This window comes from Parafrigoribacterium mesophilum (genome assembly GCF_039652555.1).
Lineage (GTDB): Bacteria > Actinomycetota > Actinomycetes > Actinomycetales > Microbacteriaceae > Parafrigoribacterium > Parafrigoribacterium mesophilum.
In genome coordinates this window covers 223,048-244,037 of record NZ_JBDJAF010000002.1, presented here as the reverse complement: position 1 = coordinate 244,037, position 20,990 = coordinate 223,048, and the positions used below count along the sequence as shown (strand labels likewise).

The 20,990-nt window shown below is 65.4% G+C and carries 21 protein-coding genes; 12 read left to right on the top strand and 9 right to left on the bottom strand.

What is annotated here, in order from left to right; all coding sequences use genetic code 11:
* Positions 1–153 precede the first annotated feature (153 nt).
* From ABFX56_RS11225 to ABFX56_RS11210, 4 genes are read left to right on the top strand one after another with little or no spacing between them, the layout of a single operon-like run.
* Positions 154–1,137, top strand: coding sequence for a GDP-mannose 4,6-dehydratase (locus ABFX56_RS11225; RefSeq protein ID WP_346233413.1), 984 nt, complete (start codon positions 154–156; stop codon positions 1,135–1,137).
* A gap of 4 nt (positions 1,138–1,141) precedes the next feature.
* Positions 1,142–2,101, top strand: a complete 960-nt coding sequence (locus ABFX56_RS11220) for a GDP-mannose 4,6-dehydratase (protein ID WP_346233412.1) — start codon at positions 1,142–1,144, stop codon at positions 2,099–2,101.
* 23 nt (positions 2,102–2,124) lie between these two features.
* Positions 2,125–3,261 (top strand): glycosyltransferase family 4 protein, encoded by a 1,137-nt coding sequence (locus tag ABFX56_RS11215; protein WP_346233411.1) that lies wholly within the window; start codon positions 2,125–2,127, stop codon positions 3,259–3,261.
* Complete coding sequence (locus tag ABFX56_RS11210; RefSeq protein ID WP_346233410.1) at positions 3,254–4,105, top strand: glycosyltransferase family 2 protein; 852 nt, start codon at positions 3,254–3,256, stop codon at positions 4,103–4,105. Before ABFX56_RS11215 ends, ABFX56_RS11210 begins: the two co-directional genes overlap by 8 nt.
* 11 nt (positions 4,106–4,116) lie before the next feature.
* On the opposite strand, the gene rfbA is transcribed toward ABFX56_RS11210, so the two are convergent.
* Together rfbA and ABFX56_RS11200 are read right to left on the bottom strand one after the other, a co-directional pair.
* Positions 4,117–4,977 (bottom strand): glucose-1-phosphate thymidylyltransferase RfbA, encoded by an 861-nt coding sequence (gene rfbA, locus ABFX56_RS11205; protein ID WP_346233409.1) that lies wholly within the window; start codon positions 4,975–4,977, stop codon positions 4,117–4,119.
* A complete protein-coding gene (locus ABFX56_RS11200) occupies positions 4,974–5,567 on the bottom strand; it encodes a dTDP-4-dehydrorhamnose 3,5-epimerase family protein (protein ID WP_346233408.1) in 594 nt (197 codons plus the stop codon). Before ABFX56_RS11200 ends, rfbA begins: the two co-directional genes overlap by 4 nt.
* Before the next feature lie 66 nt (positions 5,568–5,633).
* Here ABFX56_RS11200 and rfbB point away from each other — a divergent pair, with 66 nt between their 5' ends.
* The 5 genes from rfbB (at position 5,634) to ABFX56_RS11175 (ending at position 10,778) form a co-directional block, all read left to right on the top strand.
* Complete coding sequence (gene rfbB, locus ABFX56_RS11195) at positions 5,634–6,623, top strand: dTDP-glucose 4,6-dehydratase (RefSeq protein ID WP_346233407.1); 990 nt, start codon at positions 5,634–5,636, stop codon at positions 6,621–6,623.
* A 58-nt stretch (positions 6,624–6,681) separates the two neighbouring features.
* Complete coding sequence (locus tag ABFX56_RS11190; protein ID WP_346233406.1) at positions 6,682–7,542, top strand: FkbM family methyltransferase; 861 nt, start codon at positions 6,682–6,684, stop codon at positions 7,540–7,542.
* A 36-nt stretch (positions 7,543–7,578) separates the two neighbouring features.
* A complete protein-coding gene (locus tag ABFX56_RS11185; RefSeq protein ID WP_346233405.1) occupies positions 7,579–8,712 on the top strand; it encodes a glycosyltransferase family 4 protein in 1,134 nt (377 codons plus the stop codon).
* A 69-nt stretch (positions 8,713–8,781) separates the two neighbouring features.
* Complete coding sequence (gene rfbD, locus ABFX56_RS11180; protein WP_346233404.1) at positions 8,782–9,642, top strand: dTDP-4-dehydrorhamnose reductase; 861 nt, start codon at positions 8,782–8,784, stop codon at positions 9,640–9,642.
* The gene (locus ABFX56_RS11175; protein ID WP_346233403.1) at positions 9,639–10,778 is read left to right on the top strand and encodes a glycosyltransferase family 4 protein; all 1,140 of its coding nucleotides are present in this window, start codon (positions 9,639–9,641) and stop codon (positions 10,776–10,778) included. The genes rfbD and ABFX56_RS11175 overlap by 4 nt, the downstream gene beginning before the upstream one ends.
* Positions 10,779–10,915: 137 nt before the next feature.
* Here the strand turns inward: ABFX56_RS11175 and ABFX56_RS11170 are convergent, their stop codons facing one another.
* Together ABFX56_RS11170 and purE are read right to left on the bottom strand one after the other, a co-directional pair.
* Positions 10,916–12,262, bottom strand: coding sequence for an LCP family protein (locus ABFX56_RS11170; RefSeq protein WP_346233402.1), 1,347 nt, complete (start codon positions 12,260–12,262; stop codon positions 10,916–10,918).
* A gap of 13 nt (positions 12,263–12,275) precedes the next feature.
* Positions 12,276–12,770 (bottom strand): 5-(carboxyamino)imidazole ribonucleotide mutase, encoded by a 495-nt coding sequence (gene purE / locus ABFX56_RS11165; RefSeq protein WP_346233401.1) that lies wholly within the window; start codon positions 12,768–12,770, stop codon positions 12,276–12,278.
* A 151-nt stretch (positions 12,771–12,921) separates the two neighbouring features.
* Between purE and ABFX56_RS11160 the strand changes: the two genes are divergently transcribed.
* A complete protein-coding gene (locus tag ABFX56_RS11160; RefSeq protein ID WP_346233400.1) occupies positions 12,922–13,473 on the top strand; it encodes a GtrA family protein in 552 nt (183 codons plus the stop codon).
* Positions 13,474–13,541: 68 nt separating this feature from the next.
* Here the strand turns inward: ABFX56_RS11160 and ABFX56_RS11155 are convergent, their stop codons facing one another.
* The 3 genes from ABFX56_RS11155 to ABFX56_RS11145 all read right to left on the bottom strand — a co-directional run bounded on the left by ABFX56_RS11155 (position 13,542) and on the right by ABFX56_RS11145 (position 17,281).
* Positions 13,542–14,429 carry a hypothetical protein gene (locus ABFX56_RS11155; RefSeq protein WP_346233399.1) on the bottom strand — a complete coding sequence of 296 codons (888 nt, stop codon included), beginning with the start codon at positions 14,427–14,429 and terminating at the stop codon, positions 13,542–13,544.
* Entirely contained in the window at positions 14,426–15,937 is a 1,512-nt protein-coding gene (locus tag ABFX56_RS11150; protein ID WP_346233398.1) for an FGGY-family carbohydrate kinase, read from the bottom strand. The genes ABFX56_RS11155 and ABFX56_RS11150 overlap by 4 nt, the downstream gene beginning before the upstream one ends.
* 210 nt (positions 15,938–16,147) lie before the next feature.
* Positions 16,148–17,281: a 5-(carboxyamino)imidazole ribonucleotide synthase gene (locus ABFX56_RS11145; RefSeq protein ID WP_346233397.1), complete on the bottom strand. Its 1,134-nt coding sequence runs from the start codon at positions 17,279–17,281 to the stop codon at positions 16,148–16,150.
* A gap of 141 nt (positions 17,282–17,422) precedes the next feature.
* Between ABFX56_RS11145 and ABFX56_RS11140 the strand changes: the two genes are divergently transcribed.
* Entirely contained in the window at positions 17,423–17,977 is a 555-nt protein-coding gene (locus ABFX56_RS11140; RefSeq protein WP_346233396.1) for a GtrA family protein, read from the top strand.
* Here the strand turns inward: ABFX56_RS11140 and ABFX56_RS11135 are convergent.
* Together ABFX56_RS11135 and ABFX56_RS11130 are read right to left on the bottom strand one after the other, a co-directional pair.
* On the bottom strand, positions 17,901–18,437 hold the full coding sequence (locus tag ABFX56_RS11135) for a PH domain-containing protein (RefSeq protein WP_346233395.1): 537 nt from the start codon (positions 18,435–18,437) through the stop codon (positions 17,901–17,903). The two genes, ABFX56_RS11140 and ABFX56_RS11135, sit on opposite strands and share 77 nt — an antisense overlap.
* 9 nt (positions 18,438–18,446) lie before the next feature.
* The gene (locus ABFX56_RS11130) at positions 18,447–19,253 is read right to left on the bottom strand and encodes a biotin--[acetyl-CoA-carboxylase] ligase (protein ID WP_346233394.1); all 807 of its coding nucleotides are present in this window, start codon (positions 19,251–19,253) and stop codon (positions 18,447–18,449) included.
* Between the two features lie 228 nt (positions 19,254–19,481).
* Here ABFX56_RS11130 and ABFX56_RS11125 point away from each other — a divergent pair, with 228 nt between their 5' ends.
* Positions 19,482–20,990, top strand: coding sequence for a purine-cytosine permease family protein (locus ABFX56_RS11125; protein ID WP_346233393.1), 1,509 nt, complete (start codon positions 19,482–19,484; stop codon positions 20,988–20,990).

Below are 20,990 nucleotides of genomic sequence, written 5' to 3'. Positions count from 1 at the left end.
CGTGATCGGTCCATCTATCAACTCATTTCAATTCGGAAGCCTTGGCCCAACTGGTTAGACTAGTGCCGCGCTGATCCGGGACGAAACTGGCCGGAAGGCGACCGCTCCGTCCAGATTACGGACGCGGAAAGTCAATGCTTCTCCAAGGAAAATATGCCCCGCGCGCTCATTACAGGAATCACCGGCCAGGACGGCCTCTACCTCTCCGAACTGCTACTTTCCAAAGGTTATGAGGTATATGGCCTGATTCGTGGTCAGAACAATCCGAAGCGCGAACTGGTGGCTACGACCGTACCAGAAGTCAAGTTACTGACCGGGGACCTGACTGATCTTTCGAGTCTGATGAGAGCTTTCGGTGTGGCCCAACCGGACGAAATTTACAACCTCGGAGCGATTTCGTTCGTCGCGTACTCATGGGAGAACGCGAGTCTCACGTCGGATGTCACCGGCAAGGGAGTCCTCAATGTCCTTGAGGCCACGCGGCTGTATGCGGGTGACGAGATCGAAAAGGTCAAGTTCTACCAGGCGTCGAGTTCCGAGATGTTCGGCAAGGTACAAGAAGTGCCGCAGAAAGAATCGACGTTGTTGTGGCCGAGGTCTCCCTATGGCGTAGCCAAGGTCTTCGGGCACTACATGACGATTAACTATCGTGAATCGTACGGAATGCACGCCTCCAGCGGCATCCTCTTCAACCACGAGTCACCTCGGCGCGGGCCAGAGTTCGTTACTCGAAAGGTCTCTCAAGCGGTTGCGCGTATCAAACTTGGGTTGCAAGACAACCTCACTCTCGGCAACATCGACGCTAAACGTGACTGGGGTTTCGCGGGTGACTACGTCGACGCGATGTGGCGCATGCTCCAGCAGCCCGCGGGAGATGACTACGTGATCTCAACCGGCGAGACCCACTCCATTCGTGACCTGCTGGAGGTCGCGTTCGCTGCCGCCGGCATCACCGACTGGCAGAAATACATCAAACAGGATCCGCGTTTCATGCGGCCGGCCGAAGTGGACCTTCTCATTGGAGACTCCAGCAAAGCTCGCGAAGTCTTGGGATGGGCGCCTCGCGTGAAATTCGAACAGCTTGTCCAGATGATGGTCGAGAACGACCTCACGGAACAGAAGACCCTGAACTCCTAGCGAAATGCGCACCGCATTCATCACCGGCCTGACCGGGCAGGACGGCTCGTATCTTGCGGACCAGTTGCTCGCCGAAGGGTGGTCGGTCCATGGTCTCGTCCGACTATCCTCGGATGACGGCGAGCAAGACGTACGCGCTGAGGTTGTGCAACACGCAGGGGACTTAACCGATGAGGCCGCCCTCACCTCCCTGGTTCTCGACCTGATGCCCGACGTGATCTTCAACCTCGGTGGTATCTCCTCGGTCGCCTATTCCTGGCAGGAGCCGGTGCGGACCGGTCTAGTGTCGGGAATCCCCGTCGCGACACTGCTCAGCGCCTGTTGGACGGCTCGGGAGGCCTCCGGCAAGGAGATTCGGATGCTCCAGGCCTCCAGTTCCGAGGTGTTCGGTGTCTCGAACACACAATTGCAATCGGAGACGGCGCCCATCAAGCCCGTCTCGCCGTATGGTGCCGCCAAGGCTTTCGGACAGCAACTGATAGCGATTTACCGGGAGCGGGGCCTGCACGCCAGTTCTGCCATCCTGTTCAACCACGAGTCGCCACGGCGCCCGGCACAGTTTGTGACACGCAAGATAACCCGGGAAGTGGCGCGAATCGCCCGCGGCCTCTCCACATCACTGACACTGGGCAACCTCGACGTCGCCCGCGATTGGGGCTGGGCACCCGACTATGTCGATGCGATGGTGCGGATTGCCCTCGCACCGGCCGCCGCCGACTACGTTGTTGCAACGGGCAAAGCACATTCGGTACGTGACTTCGTCGACGCGGCATTCCGCGCAGCAGGGATCGAACACTGGGATGGTCTCGTGTCGTTGGATGCACGATTTGCCCGTCCCGCCGATACCCCGGTCATGCGAGGAGACAATTCAAAGCTGCGATCGGAGCTCGGGTGGACCCCAACGAAATCCTTCGATGAAATCGTGAAGCTCATGGTCGCCCACGACCTAGAACTTCTCGACTAGACCATGCCGATTTTCGTTGCGCGATGCCTGCTCCGCTGACGATCGTCGACGCCTCAGCCATCCCGCGCGACCGTGGTGGCGTCGGTCGTTACGTTGACGGTTTAGTGTCGGGACTGCACGGCCCGATCGTCATCGTCTGCCAGACCAGGGACCGGGACATCTTCGCGTCGCTCCTTCCCGCGGCCAGGATTGTGCCACTACCGCGTGGCTTCGAGTCCACCGCGATGCGTCTGCTGTGGGAGCAATTCGGGTTGCCGCGGTTGGCAGCGCGGGTGCACGCCGAGGTGATCCACTCACCGCACTACACGGTTCCCCTGTTCACCCGCCGTGCCAGAGTGGTCACGTTTCATGACGCCACGTTCTTCAGCGACCCGAAACTCCACACCAGGCTGAAGCGGTGGTTTTTCCGTACTTGGGTCAGGGTATCGGAGCGGCTCGCGCGCGAAATCATGGTGCCCAGCAAGGCCACCGCACACGAGTTCAGCCGATACCTCGGGGTGGCTCCCGAGCGTTTCACGGTGGCGTACCACGGCGTTGACCAGGCGCTCTTCCGTCCGCCCACCAAACAGGAAATCTCCCGCGCGCGAACCACACTGCTTGATGGGGAGTCGCAATGGGTCGGATTCCTGGGAACCATCGAACCGCGTAAGAACATTCCCGCGCTGATCCGCGCGTACTTCCGCCTCGTTGTGAGACTAGTGGCGGAGAGAAAATCGGTGCCATCGCTCGCCCTAGCCGGTGGCAAAGGTTGGGAGCAGGATATCGAGAGTACATTGGCCGCCGCGCCGGCGGAGGCTCGCGTGGCACAGCTGGGATTTGTGCCGACCGAACTTCTTCCAGGATTTCTCGGCGGCGCGGTGCTGATCGCCTATCCCAGTCTGGGCGAAGGATTCGGACTGCCAATCCTCGAGGCGATGTCCTGCGCGGCGCCGGTGCTCACGACCCGAGCTCTTGCGCTGCCGGAAGTCGGTGGGGATGCGGTGTACTACTCGGCGACCGATGAAGAATCCCTATCTGCCGCCTTGTACGATCTCGTGACGGACAGTAACTTGCGCACGGCACTGAGTAAGGCCGGACCAGCCAGGGCGAAGCAGTTCACCTGGAAGGCCAGCGCCCTCATCCACGAGGCGGCATATGAACGCGCGGTGACCCATGGGTAATCCGATGGTGCATCTGGTCACTGTCTCCTACTACTCGGGGCCGTATATCGCACGGATGCTGCGGTCAGTGGCCCGCGCGACAAATGGCGAAACTGCGATCACGATTGTCAACAACGCTCGGGACGACGCGGAGTTAGACGTCGTCATCAGCAAGACGAACGTGAAGGCCGCGATCATCACTCTGGACTCGAACCGTGGTTACGGTGGGGCTGTCAACGCCGCCAATAAGTCCAGTCAGCCGCACAGCGAGTGGCTCTTGGTGGTCAACCCGGATCTCAGCTTCGACCCGGGTGCCATCGATGAACTGCTTCGCGTAGGGATGTCTGATCCGGCGATCGGTGTGGTCGGTCCCCTCATCTACACCGGTGCACGCGAGGTGTACCCGTCTGCGCGAAACCTCCCGTCGTTGAGGAACGGCGTCGGCCATGCGCTCTTTTCCCGAATCTGGAAGGGAAATCCCTGGACGCGCGCGTATTTGTCCGATCACGAGGTGCCGCCTCGCGCCCGAAGCGCCGGTTGGGTGTCCGGTGCCTGCATGATGGTGCGTCGGCGCGCGTTTGAGAGTATCGGAGGCTTTGACGAGAAGTTCTTCATGTACTTTGAGGACGTCGACCTTTGCGCGAGGCTGGGTCGCGCCGGCTGGCGTATCCTTTATGCACCGTCTGCCGAGGTGCATCACGTAGGTGGTCACGCCACTGAGCAGGTGAACCGAAAAATGGTTCGCGCCCATCACACCAGTGCGTACATTTACCTCGCGGCACGGTACAGCGCCTGGTACCTTTGGCCGCTTCGCGTGGCGCTGCGCGTCGGCCTGACCCTTCGTGGACTGATCGCGCACAGTTAGCGGAACGCGGGTTACTCCAGCAAACGCAGGAGGTACTCGCCGTAGGCGCTCTTCGCCATTGGGGCGGCAAGTTTCCGGAGTTGGTCGTCGTCGATCCAGCCGCGTTCCCAGGCGATCTCTTCGAGGCATCCGATTTCTCGGCCCTGTCGTTCCGACACCACCCGCACGAACTCGCTGGCCTGGATCATCGACACAACTGTTCCGGTATCAAGCCAGGCCGTTCCACGGTCCAGTACGGTGACCTTCAGCCGCCCGGCGGCTAGGTAATGAGCGTTGATGTCGCTGACCTCAAGCTCGCCGCGAGCACTCGGAACGATTGACTTCGCCACGTCGATGACCGAATTGTCGAAAAAGTACAATCCGGGAATGACGTAGTTCGACTTCGGTTTGGCCGGCTTTTCCTCGATGGAGACGGCGCGCATGTCATTGTCGAACTCGATCACCCCATAGGCGGAAGGGTTGGCCACCTTGTAGGCGAAGATGTGACCTCCGGATACGTCGGCGAGCGCCCTGAGAGATGTCCCTAACCCGGCGCCGTAAAAGATGTTGTCCCCGAGAATGAGAGCGACGGAATCTGAGCCGATGAAGTTCTCACCGAGGATGAACGAGTCGGCAAGGCCCCTCGGCTGGTCCTGGGTGATGTAGGTGAGCCGTGCGCCGAAACGGCTTCCATCGCCCAGGAGGCGCTCGAACGCGTCACGGTCATTCGGTGTTGTGATGATCAGGATGTCGCGGATCCCTGCCAACATCAGCGTGGAAATCGGGTAATACACCATCGGCTTGTTGTAGATCGGGATCAGCTGCTTCGAGATTCCCATCGTGATGGGATACAGCCTGGTGCCGGTGCCCCCGGCGAGGACGATGCCCTTCATGCGCCGGCCGCCGCAAAGTGGGCACTCCAACTGGGGAGTTTTCCCTGCGCTGCCGCTTCGTTCAGTGTTGGGGACTCCTGGTCCCGCGGCGAAACGATGAGTTCGTCTGCGTTCACCGGGAGTTCAAGCCCGATCTCGGCATCGAGCGGGTCGATGGCGAACTCAACCGCCGGATTGAAGACTTCGGACACCAAGTAGTTGAGCGTGGTTCCATCTTCGTAAGCGAAGAATGCGTGCCCGAGGCCTTCTTCGATGAACACGGAGCGCCGAGTCGACGTATCGAGCCTTACCACGTCCCACTGCCCGAAACTTGGGGATCCGACCCGAAGGTCAACGACGAAGTCAAGACCGCTTCCCGCCACCACGGTGACATACTTTGCCTGACCCGGTGGCGTCATGGCGTAGTGAATGCCGCGGAGCACCCCAGCACGGGACACCGAGAGGTTGGTCTGCTTCCACACCATCGGGGTTTTTCGTGCGCTCAGCCACGGCTCGAAACGATAGGACTCCAGAAACGAACCGCGCTCGTCGGCGTGGATCTGCGGCGTTATTTCGAACGCCCCAGCGATTTTCAGCTCTCGGATGTTCACTTCGTCATCGTATCGTGCAGCTTTTGCTCCCGAGGGTTTGGATACAGTGGACGCGGAGGCGTAAAGGTGACCGCTCGACTGCTCATCACGGGAGGGGCCGGCTTCATCGGCTCGAACTTCGTCCGGCGCACGCTTCAGGACGCATACCCAGGACTCGAAGGCGCCGACGTGGTGGTACTCGACGCGCTCACCTACTCGGGCAACCTGGCCAACCTCGAGCCGGTCGCCGCTTCCCCGCGGTACCGTTTCGTGCACGGCGACATCCGGGACTCCGCCCTGCTCGACAAGCTCATGCCGGAGGTCGACTCCATCGTTCACTTCGCCGCCGAATCGCACGTGGACCGCTCGGTGCGCGATTCATCGATCTTCGTCGAGACCAACGTGCTCGGCACGCAGCGGATGCTCGACGCCGCCCTGCGCGCCGGCGGCAAGCGGTTCGTGCACGTGTCCACCGACGAGGTGTATGGCTCGATCACCGAAGGCTCCTGGGCGGAGGACCGACCGCTGGAACCCAACTCGCCCTACTCCGCGTCGAAGGCCGGCAGCGACCTGCTCGCCCGCAGCTACTTCCGCACCCATGGCCTGAACGTGTCCATCACGCGGTGCTCCAACAATTACGGGCCGTACCACTTCCCCGAAAAAGTCATCCCGCTGTTCGTCACCAACCTCATCGACGACAAGCACGTTCCGCTGTACGGCGAAGGCAACAACATCCGGGACTGGCTGCACGTGGACGATCACTGCCGCGGCATCGCCCTGGTGCTCACCCGTGGACGCGCCGGCGAGGTGTACAACATTGGCGGCGGTACCGAGCTGACCAACAAACAGCTCACCCAGCTGCTGCTGGATGCCACCGGCAAGGACTGGTCGTTCGTCGACCGGGTGCCGGACCGGCTCGGCCACGACCTGCGCTACTCCGTCGACATCGCGAAAATCCAGGCCGAGCTCGGATATGCGCCGCAGGTGCCGTTCGAGAAGGGCCTCACCGACGTGGTGCAGTGGTACCGCGACAACCGCGCCTGGTGGGAGCCGCTGAAGCAGAGTGCTGCACTCTAAAAACGGGGCGACTACCCCGGCCCGGTAGGATATCTAGGACGAGAGGCCCTAGTTTCCGATGACCACGCCCTTCATTTCCTTTGCACAAAACGGTGAGGACGTGATCCTCAATCGTGCGCTCGCCGATGTCGAAACGGGGAGGTACGTCGATGTCGGCGCCAATCACCCTCTGATCGACTCGGTCACGCGCAGTTTCTACGACCGAGGCTGGGCCGGTGTGGCGATAGAGCCGAACCCATCGTTCGCGTCAATGTACCGGTCCGAGCGGCCTCGAGACACCGTCATCGAAGCCGCAGTGACCGACACGCCCGACGCAACGGCAACGTTCCATGTCATCGACGGGACCGGACTCTCAACGCTGGTTGATTCCATCAGCGCTGAACACGTCAAAGGCGGGTATGGCGTGTCGGACCTCACGGTCCCAACCATTCGTCTCGACGCCGCGATCGAACAATCTGGCATCGGCGGCAGCGACGTGCATTTCCTCGTGGTGGACGCCGAAGGCGCAGAAGAGCGAGTGTTACGCTCCCTTGACTTCATGAAATACCGCCCCTGGATCTTGGTTATCGAGGCGACATCACCCGGGACGACAACAGCAAGCCATTCCTCGTGGGAGCCGCTCGTGCTCGCGGCCGGATACGAATTCTGCTTGTTCGACGGACTGTCCCGCTATTACGTGTCGAAGGAGAGGAGTGCGCAACTGAAGGCGGCGTTGTCGTATCCGGCGTGTGTCTTCGATAACTTCATCACCCAACGTGAACAGCGTGCGAGAACGGAACTTGACGCGGCCCGCACCGACATAGCTATGCTTTCTCAGCGGGTCGCTGAGCTACAAGATCTCGTGGCGGCCGTGAAGCGGACTCTGTCCTGGCGGGTGACGGCACCCCTACGATGGGTTAGAGGAATCGGTCGTCACTAACAGATACGGGGAGCGCCACAAGGTCTTGGAGCACATATGCCGACACTGCGGGTGATCCTCGATCAGATGATCGCGCCGGTTCCCGGCGGCATCGGGCGCTACACAGAAGAACTCACCCAGGGTCTCATCGACACCGCTCCGGCCGGTTGTACCGTCGCCGGAATGCTGTCGGCATCAACGGACGCCGACCTCCGCAACGTCTCGGCGCGGCTGCCCGGGCTCGACGGCATCGATCGGGCCACGCTTCCACGCAAAGCGCTCCAAGCCATGTGGCAGTTCGGTCTCACCGACTTACACGGACAAGGAATGGTGCACGCCACCAGCCTGTTCGGGCCGCTCACACGCCATGACCACGATGGTGGTGACCAAATCGTCGTGACGATCCACGATGCCGTCCCGTGGACACATCCGGAGACCTTGACGCGGCATGGCGCTTCGTGGCACCGGACGATGGCCAGCCGGGCGCAGAAGTTCGCTGACGCCATCGTGGTTCCTACACAGACCGTGGCACAGCAACTGAGCGAAATCCTGGACTTCGGCGATCGTGTCCGTGTTATCGGGGGCGCGGTGAGCACGAAGCTCGTCGTGCCGGCCGACGCGGACATCCGCGCGGCGGCACTCGGCCTGCCCGCCGAATTCATCCTCAGCGTCGGGACCCTCGAACCGCGCAAGGGCATTGCGGCCCTCATCCGGTCACTGGCGGTGCCGGAATCGGTCGATCTTCCACTCCTGATTGTCGGTCCGCCTGGGTGGGGAACGCTCGACGTCGGTGCAATTGCGGCGGAAGCGGGAGTTGCATCAGACCGGGTGCGTACCCTGGGGTTCCTCTCCGATGCGGACCTCGCCATCGCCTTGGACCGTGCTTCGGTGTTCGTGTTTCCTAGCCTCGCGGAAGGTTTCGGCCTGCCGATCATCGAGGCCTTCCACTTCGGTACCCCGGTTGTCCATTCGGACGACCCCGCTCTGCTTGAGGTTTCGGGAGGGGCCGGCCTCGGCGTGGCTCTCGAGAACCCCGAAGAATACCCACGGAGGCTGGCGTCGGCCATTGCCTCGGTTGTTTCAGATTCGACGATGGCACAGCGGATGCGCGCCAGCGGCCTGGAACGAGCCCGATCGTTCAGCTGGGCCGCTTCCGCCGAAAAGGTATGGCGGCTTCACGCCGACCTGTAGAAATCACGGCAACGGCGAGCGGTACGCTGACGTGCACGGTGCCCACTCGGCACCCGAAAGGAACACTTGATGGTCGCCACCCGCTACCTCATCACCGGCGCCGCCGGCATGCTCGGCGAGGATCTGCAGGCCGCTTTTAGCGGACGCGACGTGACGGCACTCTCCCGCGCCGAGTTGGACATCACCGACCTGGACGCCGTGACCGCTGCCGCCGCAGGTCACGACGTGATCATCAACGCCGCCGCCTATACCAAGGTCGACGACGCCGAAACAAACGAAGACCTCGCCTTCGCGGTTAACGCCACGGGTGCCGCTAACCTGGCCCGCGCCGCGGCGGGCAACGGAGCACGGCTCGTGCAGGTCTCCACCGACTACGTGTTCGACGGCACCGCGACCTCTCCGTACTCGGAGGACGCCCCACTGAACCCGGTCTCGGCCTACGGTCGCACCAAGGCCGCCGGTGAGCAGCTGGTATCCGAACTGCATCGCAGTGGCACCTTCATCGTTCGTGCCGCATGGCTATACGGCGCGCACGGCCCCAACTTTGCCAAGACCATGCTGCGCCTCGCATCCGACCACGACACCGTCAGCGTCGTCGACGACCAGATCGGCCAGCCCACCTGGACGCTCGACCTGGCCCGGCAGGTCGTCGCGCTGCTCGACGCGGATGCCCCGGCCGGTATCTACCACGCCACCAACTCGGGCAGCGGCAGCTGGTTCGACTTCGCGCAGGCGGTTTTCAGGGAAGCCGGCCTCGACCCTGCTAGGGTCAAGCCGACCGATAGCTCACATTTCGTGCGGCCAGCTCCGCGACCCGCATACTCGGTTCTGGGACATGAAAGTTGGGCTCACACCGGGTTGGCGCCGTTGCGCGACTGGCGTGACGCCCTGGCGGATGCTGCGGCCCGGGGAGTTTTGGAGAATACGTGACGACGCTGCGGGTGGTGCTCGACCAGGTCGTCGCACCGGTTCCCGGCGGCACCGGTCGCTATGCGGAAGAACTCACCAGGCACCTGATCGACACCGCGCCGGCCGGATGCGACGTGGCGGGCATCGTCCCGGCCTCCTCCGCGGAGGACTACGGCCGGATCAATGACCTGCTGCCGGGGCTCAGCGGCCTGCACAAGACCTTGCTCCCCCGCAACGCCCTCAGCGTGGCCTGGCAGCTCGGCCTCAGCCCGCTGATGGGCAAGAACATGGTGCACTCCCCCGACCTGCTCGCGCCGCTGGGCCGACACGACCGGCTCAACAACGTGGGCGATCAGACGGTGGTGACCATCCATGACATGGTGGCGTGGACGCATCCGGAGACGATGAGCCCGCGCGCGGTGGTGTGGAACAAAATGATGGTCAGGCGAGCGCACCGTTACGCGGACGCGGTGGTGGTGCCCACTCACCTGGTCGGCGAGCAGCTGGCGTCGGTGCTGAACTTTGGCGATCGGATCCGAATCATCGGCGGGGCCGTCAGTTCCAAGCTGGCGCTGCCGGTCGATGCGGATTCCCGCGCCGCGACACTGGACTTGCCGAGGGAATACCTGCTCAGCGTCGGCACACTGGAGCCGCGCAAGGGTCTCACCGCGCTCATCCAGTCGCTGGCCCACCCGGAGTCGGTGGACCTTCCGCTGCTCATCGTGGGTCCGGAAGGTTGGGGCGACCTCAACGTGGCAGCGATCGCCGCCGAGGCGGGGCTCGCCGAGGGCAGGGTGCGCGCGCTCGGTTTCCTCGCCGATGCCGACCTGGCGGTGGTGCTGGACCGCGCTACCGTGTTCGTGTTCCCGAGCCTGGCCGAAGGGTTTGGGCTGCCGGTGATCGAGGCGTTCCACTTCGGCACGCCCGTGGTGCACTCGGATGCCCCAGCCGTGCTCGAAGTGGCTGCAGGAGCCGGGGTAACGGTCGCGCGGGACGAACCCGCGGGCTACCCGGAGCGGCTCGCGACGACGATCGCATCAGTGGTCGGTGACGCCGCCCGCTGCCGCCGGCTGCGCACGACCGGGCTGGACCGGGCCAAGGCGTTCAGTTGGAAGGATTCCGCCGAGCGAGTGTGGCAGTTGCACGCCGACCTGTAGGCGTTCGGTCGTCGAGCGTCGTTCGGTCGTCGAGCTTGGACTTCACTGAGCTTGTCGAAGTGTCGAGACGCCGAGCACCTGCGGGGGTCTCGACAAGCTCGACCACCGGACGGGGTCGCTCGGCCACCGGGGCGAGGTTACCCGGGGGGTGTCGGTCGCGGCTTCAGAGCGTCGGCCACCGCCGCCTCGATCTTCGGGTAGTCGGGCCGAGCCGGGTCGAACTGTGGCGGCACAATCTCCAACCGCGTGATCGGTTGCGCGCGCGCCTTTGCCGCCAGGTCAACGAAGACCCCGAGCATTACTGACGGAATGTCGGTCTTGACGATCTGCTTGCCCGCCTCGGCGATCGCCTGAAACTTCGTGAGCACCGTACCGGGCTTGAACTGTTTGAGGATGGCCTCCTGCACGTCACGCTGCCGCGCCATCCGATCGAAGTCGCTGGAGCCGTGCCGTGCCCTGGCGTACCAGAGCGCGGTGTAGCCGTCCATCTTTTGCACACCCGGCTCGATCCACCCGGACACGTTGATCGGCTGTCCATTAGAGTTCTCACCACCACTGATTGGGAGACGGGCTTTCACGTCCATGGTGATGCCGCCGAGGGCATCGACAAGGTCGGCGAAACCCTGCATGTCGATGAGTGCAAAGTACTGCAGTTTGATGCCGAGTACCCCCGCGATCGCATCCCGCGTCGCCTCGATGCCTGGAGAGCTGCCCTGAGCCTTGGCGGCCGGATAAAGCTCTGGGTGCTCCTCGGCGTAGGTGTAGAGGAAGCTGATCAGACAGTTGTCGCCGCAGTCGTACCCATTGGGGAACGGCCCATACAGCGGGGAGTCCTTCGCGAACCTCGCGCGCTCGAAGTTGCGGGGTACCCCGATCATCGTGGTCTGACCGGTCTTCGCGTCGACGCTGACCACGGACAGGCTGTCCGGACGCATCCCCAACCGGTCGGGCCCGGCGTCGCCGCCGAGCATCAGGATGTTATAGCGGCCGTCGACCGGCTCCTGATACTCGCCGCTGCCGAAGATCGCCGACACCGTGGATCGCGTCAACCCGGCCAAGTAAGCGCCATAGCCCGCCGTACCGGCAGCCGCGACAAGGGCGATCACGGACAACGCCGCTATGAACGGCCGGGCCGCGGGCCCGGTCTTGATCAGCCGCACCAGCCGCAACGTGTCGAGGGTGAGCACGATCCACAGCACGGCGTACGCGGCCAGGAGCACCTGCCCGACCGTCAAGGCGATCGGGTTCGTGGCAATTCCAATCAGCGTGGACCGTGCGGCGAGCAACACCACCAGCGCCACCATCGCGAGAATCCACAGCAGCAAGGTCGCCCGCACTCCGAACCGGCCGAGCCGCCGGTTTCCGGCCAGCAGCTGCGCCGAGCCCGGGAGGAGGAAATTGAGCGCGATCAGCCACCAGGCACGCTTGGTCATCACGGCGCTGTCGCGGGCATCCGGATACCGCACCGGGTTGCTGGCGCTCACTGAAATAATTCGCTCACAGGGATGCTTGCAGGGTGGCGTTCTTCTGCGCCACGAGGGTCTCTAGCCCGCGCGCGAAGTCGGCCAGTTTGACGGTGAGGTCGGGGTCGGATGCGGCGAGCATCCGCACCGCGAGCAGGCCGGCGTTGCGCGCTCCGCCGATGGACACGGTGGCCACCGGCACGCCGGACGGCATCTGCACGATGGAGAGCAGGGAATCCATCCCGTCGAGGGTGGACAGCGGCACCGGCACCCCGATCACCGGCAGCGTGGTCACGGCGGCGAGCATGCCGGGCAGGTGCGCCGCTCCCCCGGCGCCGGCGATGATGGCCTTGAGGCCGCGACCGGCCGCATCCTTGCCGAAGGCGATCATCTTCTCCGGGGTGCGGTGCGCGGAGACCACCTCGACCTCGTAGGGGACGCCGAACTCGGCCAACGCGGCGGCGGCGGCCTGCATGATGCGCCAGTCGGAGTCCGAGCCCATCACGACGGCAACAAGCGGGGTAGGCATGTGTTCGATAGTACTTTGTGCGGATCTCAACAGCTCGGCCACACGCGAGAACGTGTGCATCTTCCGCCCTGTGAAGCTCACATATAGTGCGCATGCGCCTGGAGTAGCATTTACGGGTCTCAATTCTTCCGAATCTCAACGAAGGGCCGCCGTGGCCGGACCACTCACGCGAGCGTTCAACTACGTCTACACGCGATTGCTTCGCTACGCGGTCAAGTTCGGTGTTGTGGGTCTGATCGGATACGTCATCGATGTCGGAATATTCAACTTCTTGAGGCTGGGCTTCTTTGGCAGCGATCACTTCTGGCAGGGACCGCTCGGGGCAAAGATCATCTCCGTAACCATCGCCACACTCGCGACCTGGTTTGGAAACCGTTACTGGACCTTCCGTGAAAACCGCCGCCAAAACTTCATGGTCGAGTTGCTGGAGTTCTCGGTTATTGCCGCCGTCGGCATGGGTATCAGTCTGCTCTTTTTGTTCGTCTCGCACTATGTCCTTGGATTCACCAGCCTGGTCGCCGACAACATTTCGACTAATGTCATTGGCCTCTTTTTCGCCACAGCCTTTAGATTCCTTCTTTATCGGTACTGGGTGTACGGACACAACCGCTCCGATGGTCTCGCCACCATCGCCCGCCGCGAGGCGGAATTGAGGCTCATCGCCGAGTCGTCTGCGGATGAGCCGGCTGCGCTCAATCGGTAGTGGCATCGAAGCCGGGCACTCGACCGGCTCAATGTGCAGCAGGCTGATGCGCGCACCGTAGTGCGCGCTCACGCTTGGCTCCAGGGCCGCGCCTCGGCGTCCACGGCCGCGGCGAGGCGCTCCAGCCGTGGTACTGAATGCTCCCGCAGCGCGGCGGCCGGATCGGCCGCGCCCACCACGTCGCTCCACAGCGCCCGGCCGGCCAGGAATCCACTAGCCCCGGCGCGGCAGGCGGCCACCACTGCCGGCAGGAACCGGTCGAGCGGCACGCCCTGCGACAACACCACCCACGGCCCGGTGATCACCCGGCCGAGCTCGACGCTGGCCCGCCGCTGGTCCTGCTCGCTGCCATCGCCGCCCAACGGCACCTGCACCTTGTACAGGCTGGGCGCCAGCGCCGACAGCTCGGCGGCGGCCTCGCGGATGGCGACATCGGTGTCCCAGGTGCCGGCATCCAGCTCGCTGCGCGTGGCCCGCACCACCGGCTCCAGCACCGACAGCACACCACGGGCCGCCGCGACCCGGATGAACTCCTCGGCCAGTCGCACCCGCTCCTCACGCTTGTCGTCGCGGCGCCAGATGATCAGCAGTTTGAGGGCCGCGACGCCGGACAGGTCGAAGTCGTCGTGGATCACCACCGGGTCCAGGGCGGTCTCCTCGACCGGGCCGCCGTCCGCCTGGGTCAGCTCATCGGCGGCCAGGATCAGACCGGTCGATGCCGGCAGCAGGTGCTGGTCGCGCACCGCATCGAATCCATAGTGCCGGTCGATCAGGAATCCGGAAGCCAACGGACCGAGCGCCTTCGCCACCTCGAGTTTGAAGTGCACGAGGGTGGCGTCATCCGGACGTCCGCACCCCGCGCCGGCGTACATGGTGCGCAAGCTCTCGCGCTGGTCCATGGCCACCATGGCCAGCGCCCCGGACGGGCGGGCGATGGCGTCGAGCGTGGCGGTCATTTCTCTCCGATGACTGGGGTGGGTGTGCGGGCGGCCGTGACAACGAACGCGTCAAACACGGCGCGGTAGCGGTCGGTGCCGTGGTGCGGCTCGGGCACGGCGGGCAGGGTAGGGAACTGCGCCCGTGGATGCAGCCGGGCGAGCGCGAGCAGCGCAGCGCCGGCGGCCACCGGCTCCCGCGCCGCCACCGAGCTCACCGCCCCGGGCAGCACCGCCGCCTTGATCCTGGTCCAGTGCCGGTCAACGTTGCCGCCCAGCACGACGATGGCGCCGGGCTCGGGGTGGCCGGCCAGGCGACGCTGCTCGTCGTCCATCCAGCGCAGCTGCAGCGACAGGCCCTCGAAGGCGGCGCGGACCAGCTCGGCCTGCGGGCGGGTTCCCGGCGCCACCGCGGCGCCGTGGACGTCGAGCAGCTGCACGGTCGCATCCGGGTCCGGCACCGGGGTCTGCCTGCCGCGCAGATAGGGCAGCACGAGCAGTCCGGTCGGATCTGGGTCGAGGTAGTCGCCGGCGGCGAGCAGTCGCGTCGGTTCGGCCCCGCCGAGGTGGGTGCGGAACCACCAGCGCAGGAACGATCCGGCGCTGGAGGATGCGGCGAGCAGGCACTCGTGGGTGCCGGTCACCGAGCGGGTGAGGCTCATGCCGCATCCGGCGACCTCGGCGCGGTCGACCGGCGCACCCAGCACGCGAACGAGCGCCTCGGCGGTGCCGACCGAGTCCGCGGCGTCGCCCGGGCTACGAACCCCGGCCGCCCAGCTGCCCACCGCGTGATCGTGGCCGGCGATGATCACCGGCGTGCCGGCGACCAGGCCGCTGCTCGTCGCGGCGGTCGGAGTGACGAAGCCCAGGATCTCGCCCGGCAGCAGGATCCTCGGCAGCCGCGCCACCGGCATCCCGGCCTCGGCGAGCAGAGCGTCGTCGAACTCGCGCGACAACGACGCGGATGCCGCGGGCAGCCGGTAGGCCATGGTGCGTCCGGCGAGGGTGTGGTCGGTGCCCAGCTCGCCGGTCAACGCCCACCCGATGAGGTCGCACATCCCCGCCCAGTGCGCCATGGCGGACCAGAGCTGCGGCTGCTCCTGGCGAATGCCGGCCCAGATCGCCAGCGGAGCCTTCGCGCTGGCCGGCACTCCGGTGGCCGCGAACAGCTCCCGGCGGCCGAGCCGGTCGAACAGGTGGTCGGCGGCCCTCGAACCGGTTGTCCCGTCCCAACGCAGCAGAGCGGTCAACGGGTCACCGGCGGCATCGAGCGGCACGCCGGTTTCGGCCATGGAGGCGATTCCGACCACTTCCGGCCGGGCACCCGTGGCGGCGAGCGCAGCGCTGATCAGTCGCAGCACGGTGTCGATGAGGCTGGAGGCGTCGCGCGGAGTCGGTGATGATTGCACGCTGAGTTCGGTGACCGAGGCGTCCACCCGGATCACCGCGACCTTGGTATTGGTGCTGCCGATGTCGATGCCGAGCGCCGTCGTGGCCGCTTTCACCGTCGGTCGACGGGACTGGTTCACCCCTCCAGTATGTTCGCCACGGCACTGACCGGCGGCACCGCTTCGCTCCTGGAGGCCCGCGCCGTTCCATTATTCAGGAGGTGGTGTGACCAGTGATGCCGTTGTGGCCGGTGTGGTCATCATTCGACCCGTCAGCCACGTTGGTCACACGACGTCCTGAATAATGAAAGGAGGGCGCATTCCGGTAAGACCTTCCGCGGTTGCAACGGGTCAGGGGGCGGTGAACGCCGCCGCCGCCGCGCGGGCCTCGAACGCGACCGTGTCCAAGTCGTCTCCGGTCGCCGTGACGTGGCCGACCTTGCGGCCGGGTCTGGCGGCCTTGCCGTAGTTGTGCACCTTCACCGTGGGCCGGCCGCGCAGCGCCGCGGCGTACCGATCGGTGAGAATGCCAGAGGGCGGGCCGCCGAGCACGTTCACCATCACCGACCACGGCTCCCGGAATCCGGTCGCGCCCAGCGGCAGGTCGAGCACGGCGCGCAGGTGCTGTTCGAACTGGCTGGTGGTCGAGCCGTCGATGGTCCAATGGCCGGTGTTATGCGGGCGCATCGCCAATTCGTTGACGAGCAGGCGGGCATCCGTCGTCTCGAACAGTTCGACCGCGAGAACGCCGGTCACGCCGAGCTTGTCGGCCACCGTGTAGGCGATGTCGGATGCCGCGTCGGCCACTCGCACCGCGGACGACGGTGCCGGCGCGATCACCTCGACACACATCCCGTCGCGCTGCACGCTCTCCACTACCGGCCAGGCCACGATCTCCCCCGAGGGGCGGCGCGCCACCAGCTGCGCCAGTTCACGCTGAAACTCGACGAATTCCTCCACCAGCAGGGCGCCGCCGTTGGCGTCCTCGGCGAGGGTGGTGAACCAGTCGTCCGCGTCATGCGCGTCGGCCACCACCCGTACCCCGTGCCCGTCGTAGCCGCCCCGGGCCGGCTTGACCACCGCGTGGCCGCCGTGGTCGGCCAGGAACGCGCCCAGCTCCTCGGCGCTCTCCACCGCCGCCCAGTCCGGCACCGGAACGCCCAGCTCGGTCAGCCGCCGGCGCATCAGCAGCTTGTCCTGCGCGTAGAGCAGCGCCTCCGGCCCCGGACGCACCGCGACGCCGGCGGCGACGAGCTCGGCCAGCACCGACTGCGGCACGTGCTCATGGTCGAAGGTGATCACGTCCACGCCCTGCGCAAACGCGAGGACCTCCTGCGCGTTGCGGAAGTCGCCGACCGTCGTGGTGGCCAGCCCCGCGGATTCCCCTTCGGTCTCGGCGAAGACCCGCAACTCCAGCCCCAAGTTGACCGCCGGGGGAATCATCATCCGGGCCAGTTGGCCTCCGCCGATCACTCCGACAATCATCCGTTCACTCCTTGTTCCTTGGTCCCGTCCAGGCAAGACACTGCTTGGTGACAGGATGCGTCAAGTTCGCTGCGGTTAGACTGCGAACCGCACTGATCCATCTTTGCGTATCGAGCTTGGCGTATCGAACCGAGGGGAAGCATGCGGGCGCTGATCACCCAGCTGGTGCGGTTCGGGCTCGTCGGCGCGGTCGGGCTCGTGATTGACGTTGGGGTGTTCAATCTGCTGCGGCTGACCGTGTTCGAACCGTCGGCGGTGCACGAGGGCCCGGTCTATGCGAAGGTGATCTCCACCGCGCTGGCGATCATCGCGAACTGGATCGGCAACCGGTACTGGACCTTCGGCCGCGAGCGCCGCCCCGAGATGGTGCGTGAAGGCATCGACTTCGTCGTGGTGAGCCTGGGCGGCATGGCCATCGGGCTCGGCTGCCTGTGGGTGTCGCACTACCTGCTCGGGTACACCTCGCTGCTGGCCGACAACATCTCCACCAACGTGGTCGGGCTCGCGCTGGGCACCGCGTTCCGGTTCTGGCTCTACCGGGTGTGGGTGTTCAGTCCGAAACGCACCCGGCCTCGGTCGGCGAGCGCCGTGGAATCCGCAGTGCTCGAATCCGCAGTGCTCAGCGAACGCCCCACACTCGGGTCTCGTCCGGTGCCCCTGCGGACTCCGCCTGCCGACGGGCCGCAATGGGATTGAGGCTGCGTTCCATCAGGTCGTGCAGCACGCCCTGAACCAGGTCGGCGTTCGGCACATCGCGCAGCACCACAGGATGCTCCAGACCGGTGTTGATGCGCACGTCGCCGCTGCCGAACAGGCTCTGCAGCGCGTTCTTGCGCACCACGATGTCGTAGCCGCGGCTGTGCAGCAACTCCTGTCGGATGCGCACGAAGAAGCCGTGTCGCAACACGATGCGGCGGGTGGTGATGATGTAACGGGTGCCCAGCCAGGCCACCAGCGGCAGGAGCCAAAGCACCAGGATCGCCAGCACTCCCCCGCCGAACACCGCGATGTTCTCCCAGGCCTCCGGTAAGTTGCCGGTGAAGTAAGCCATCGCCGTGGTGGCCGCGATGAGGATCAGCGACGGCCAGAACAGCACCCGGCCGTGCGGGCGGAGTCGGGCGACGATCCGCTCGGGATCCGGGGCCGGGGAAGACATGTCTCCTTCTTACCGCACGTGCGTGACGTCGCCGGCGGCGACAGCCGTGAGCGGCGCATCCGTTGCCGTCTTGATACGCAGCCGCCCGGATTCGTCGATGTCGACCGCGGTGCCGGTGAGGATCTCGCCGCCGGGCAACTCCACTTTCACCTGTTTCCCGAGGGTGCCGCACGCGGCGCTGACCTGCGTGCGGATGCCGGCGCTGCCGTCCCGAAGGAACTGCGCGTAAAGGTCGCGCAGTTCACGCAGATAAGCGGACAACGCGGCGTCGAGGATGCCCTCGGGCGCCACCCCGTGCAGGGTGAGCGAGGTAGCGGCCGGGGTCGGCAATTCGGTGGCCGGGATCGCGAGGTTGAGCCCGGCGCCCAGCACGACGCCGTGGCCGTCGGGGAGCAGCTCGGCCAGCAGGCCGGCCACTTTGCGGCCGTCGATCAGCACGTCGTTGGGCCACTTGAGGGTGACGGTGGGGCGCCCTTCGACACGCTCAGGGGGCGTCGTGGCCAGCAGTCCGACCACGGCGCGCGTCATGGCCAGCCCCGCCAGCAGCGGCAGCCATCCGTAGTGCTCGAGGCCCAGCGCTTCACCACTCGACTGCACGGGAGTCACCAGCACCGACACCGCGAGGGTCTGCCCGGGCGGGGCGACCCAGATGCGGCCCAGCCTGCCGTGTCCCCGGGTCTGGTTGGCCGTGACCACGGTGGAGAACTCGGGTTCCTGACCGCCGGTGGCGCGGGCGCCCAGTTCGCTGTTGGTCGAGTCGCACTGCTCGAGCGCTACGAGCCGGGGCACGAGCGGCGTGCTGAGCGGAAGGTCCATGCCTCCAGGGTACGGGGCAACGTGCCCGGGTTCGCCGGCTTGACACCACGACGCGGTGGTTTGTCGACGATGCGGTGGTTACAGCAGCCGCATGGTTCACAAAATGCCGCGTCGTCAGCGTGGCCGGGTTCGATCACGGGGCACCGAACCCCGTTGACAGGGCAACCCGGATGCCGCTAGCTTGTGCTGGACAGGTCTGAACAGGTCTACCCCCTCTGAGAGGCTCTCATGACGACTGCAAGTGACATCCGCCCCGCCGACGCCGTGAGGCAACAGGCATTGGCGGTGGAGACCAACGGGCTCAACCCGATCGACGAGAGCGAGCGCCAGGGGCATCCGCGCTCCTTGTTCTGGCCGTGGTTCGCCGCCAACGTGTCGGTGCTCGGGGTGAGCTACGGCTCGTTCCTGCTCGGATTCGGCATCTCGTTCTGGCAGGCCACCGTGGTGGCGCTCGTCGGGATCTTCGTGTCGTTCCTGTTCTGCGGATTCATCTCGCTGGCCGGCAAGCGCGGCTCCGCCCCCACCCTGACGCTGAGCCGCGCCCCGTTCGGCGTGAACGGCAACCGGGTGCCCTCCGTGATCGCCTGGCTGCTCACCGTGGGTTGGGAAACCGTGCTGGCGTCCCTCGCGGTGCTGGCCACCTCCACCGTCTTCGGCGAACTCGGCCTGGACGGCGGCACCCCGACCAAGATCATCACCCTCATCGTCGTGGTGCTGCTGGTCATCGGCGGCGGCGTGTTCGGCTTCCACCTGATCATGCGGATGCAACTGGCCATCACGATCATCACCGCGGTGCTCACCGCGTTGTACATCGTGCTGGTGTGGAACCACATCGACTTCGCGGCGGTCGCCGCGGTGCCGAACGGCAGTATCCAGCAGCTGATCGGCGGCTTCGTGTTCATGATGACCGGCTTCGGCCTCGGCTGGGTGCAGGCCGCCGCCGACTACTCGCGCTACCTGCCGCGTGCCTCCTCCAGCCGCGGCGTGGTGGGCTGGACCACGTTCGGCGCCTCGCTGGCGCCGGTGATCCTGGTGGTGTTCGGGTTGCTGCTGGCCGCATCCTCGACCAAGCTCAGCGACGCGATCGGAGGCGACCCGATCGGCGCGCTCACCAGCATCCTGCCGGTGTGGTTCCTGATCCCGTTCGCGATCGTCGCCGTGCTCGGCCTGATCGGCGGCGCCGTGCTGGACATCTACTCCTCCGGGATCGCCCTGCTGTCGGCCGGGCTCAAGGTGCCGCGGGCGGTGGCCGCCGGCATCGACGGGGTGATCATGATCATCGGCACCGTCTACATCGTGTTCTTCGCCGGCAGCTTCATCGGCCCGTTCCAGGGCTTTTTGATCACCCTCGGCGTGCCGATCGCCGCCTGGTGCGGCATCTTCCTGGCCGACATGACACTGCGCCGCGCCGACTACTCCGAGTCCGACCTGTTCCGCACCAAGGGCCGCTACGGCGCCGCCAACTGGCTCGCGCTGATCACCCTCGCCGTGGGCACCTTCCTCGGCTGGGGGCTGGTGGTCAACCCGTTCGGCATCGACTGGCTGAACTGGCAGGGCTACCTGCTCGGGCCGTTCGGCCTGGGCGGCCGTGACGGCACCTGGGGCTTCGCAAATCTTGGCGTTCTGGTAGCCCTGGTGGTCGGATATCTCGGCGTTGTACTCTTCGGTCGCCGGATGGTGCGAGCGCAGGAAGCACTGCCCGAGCGGATGCGGGAGACCGCCCAGGAGGTGTCGTGA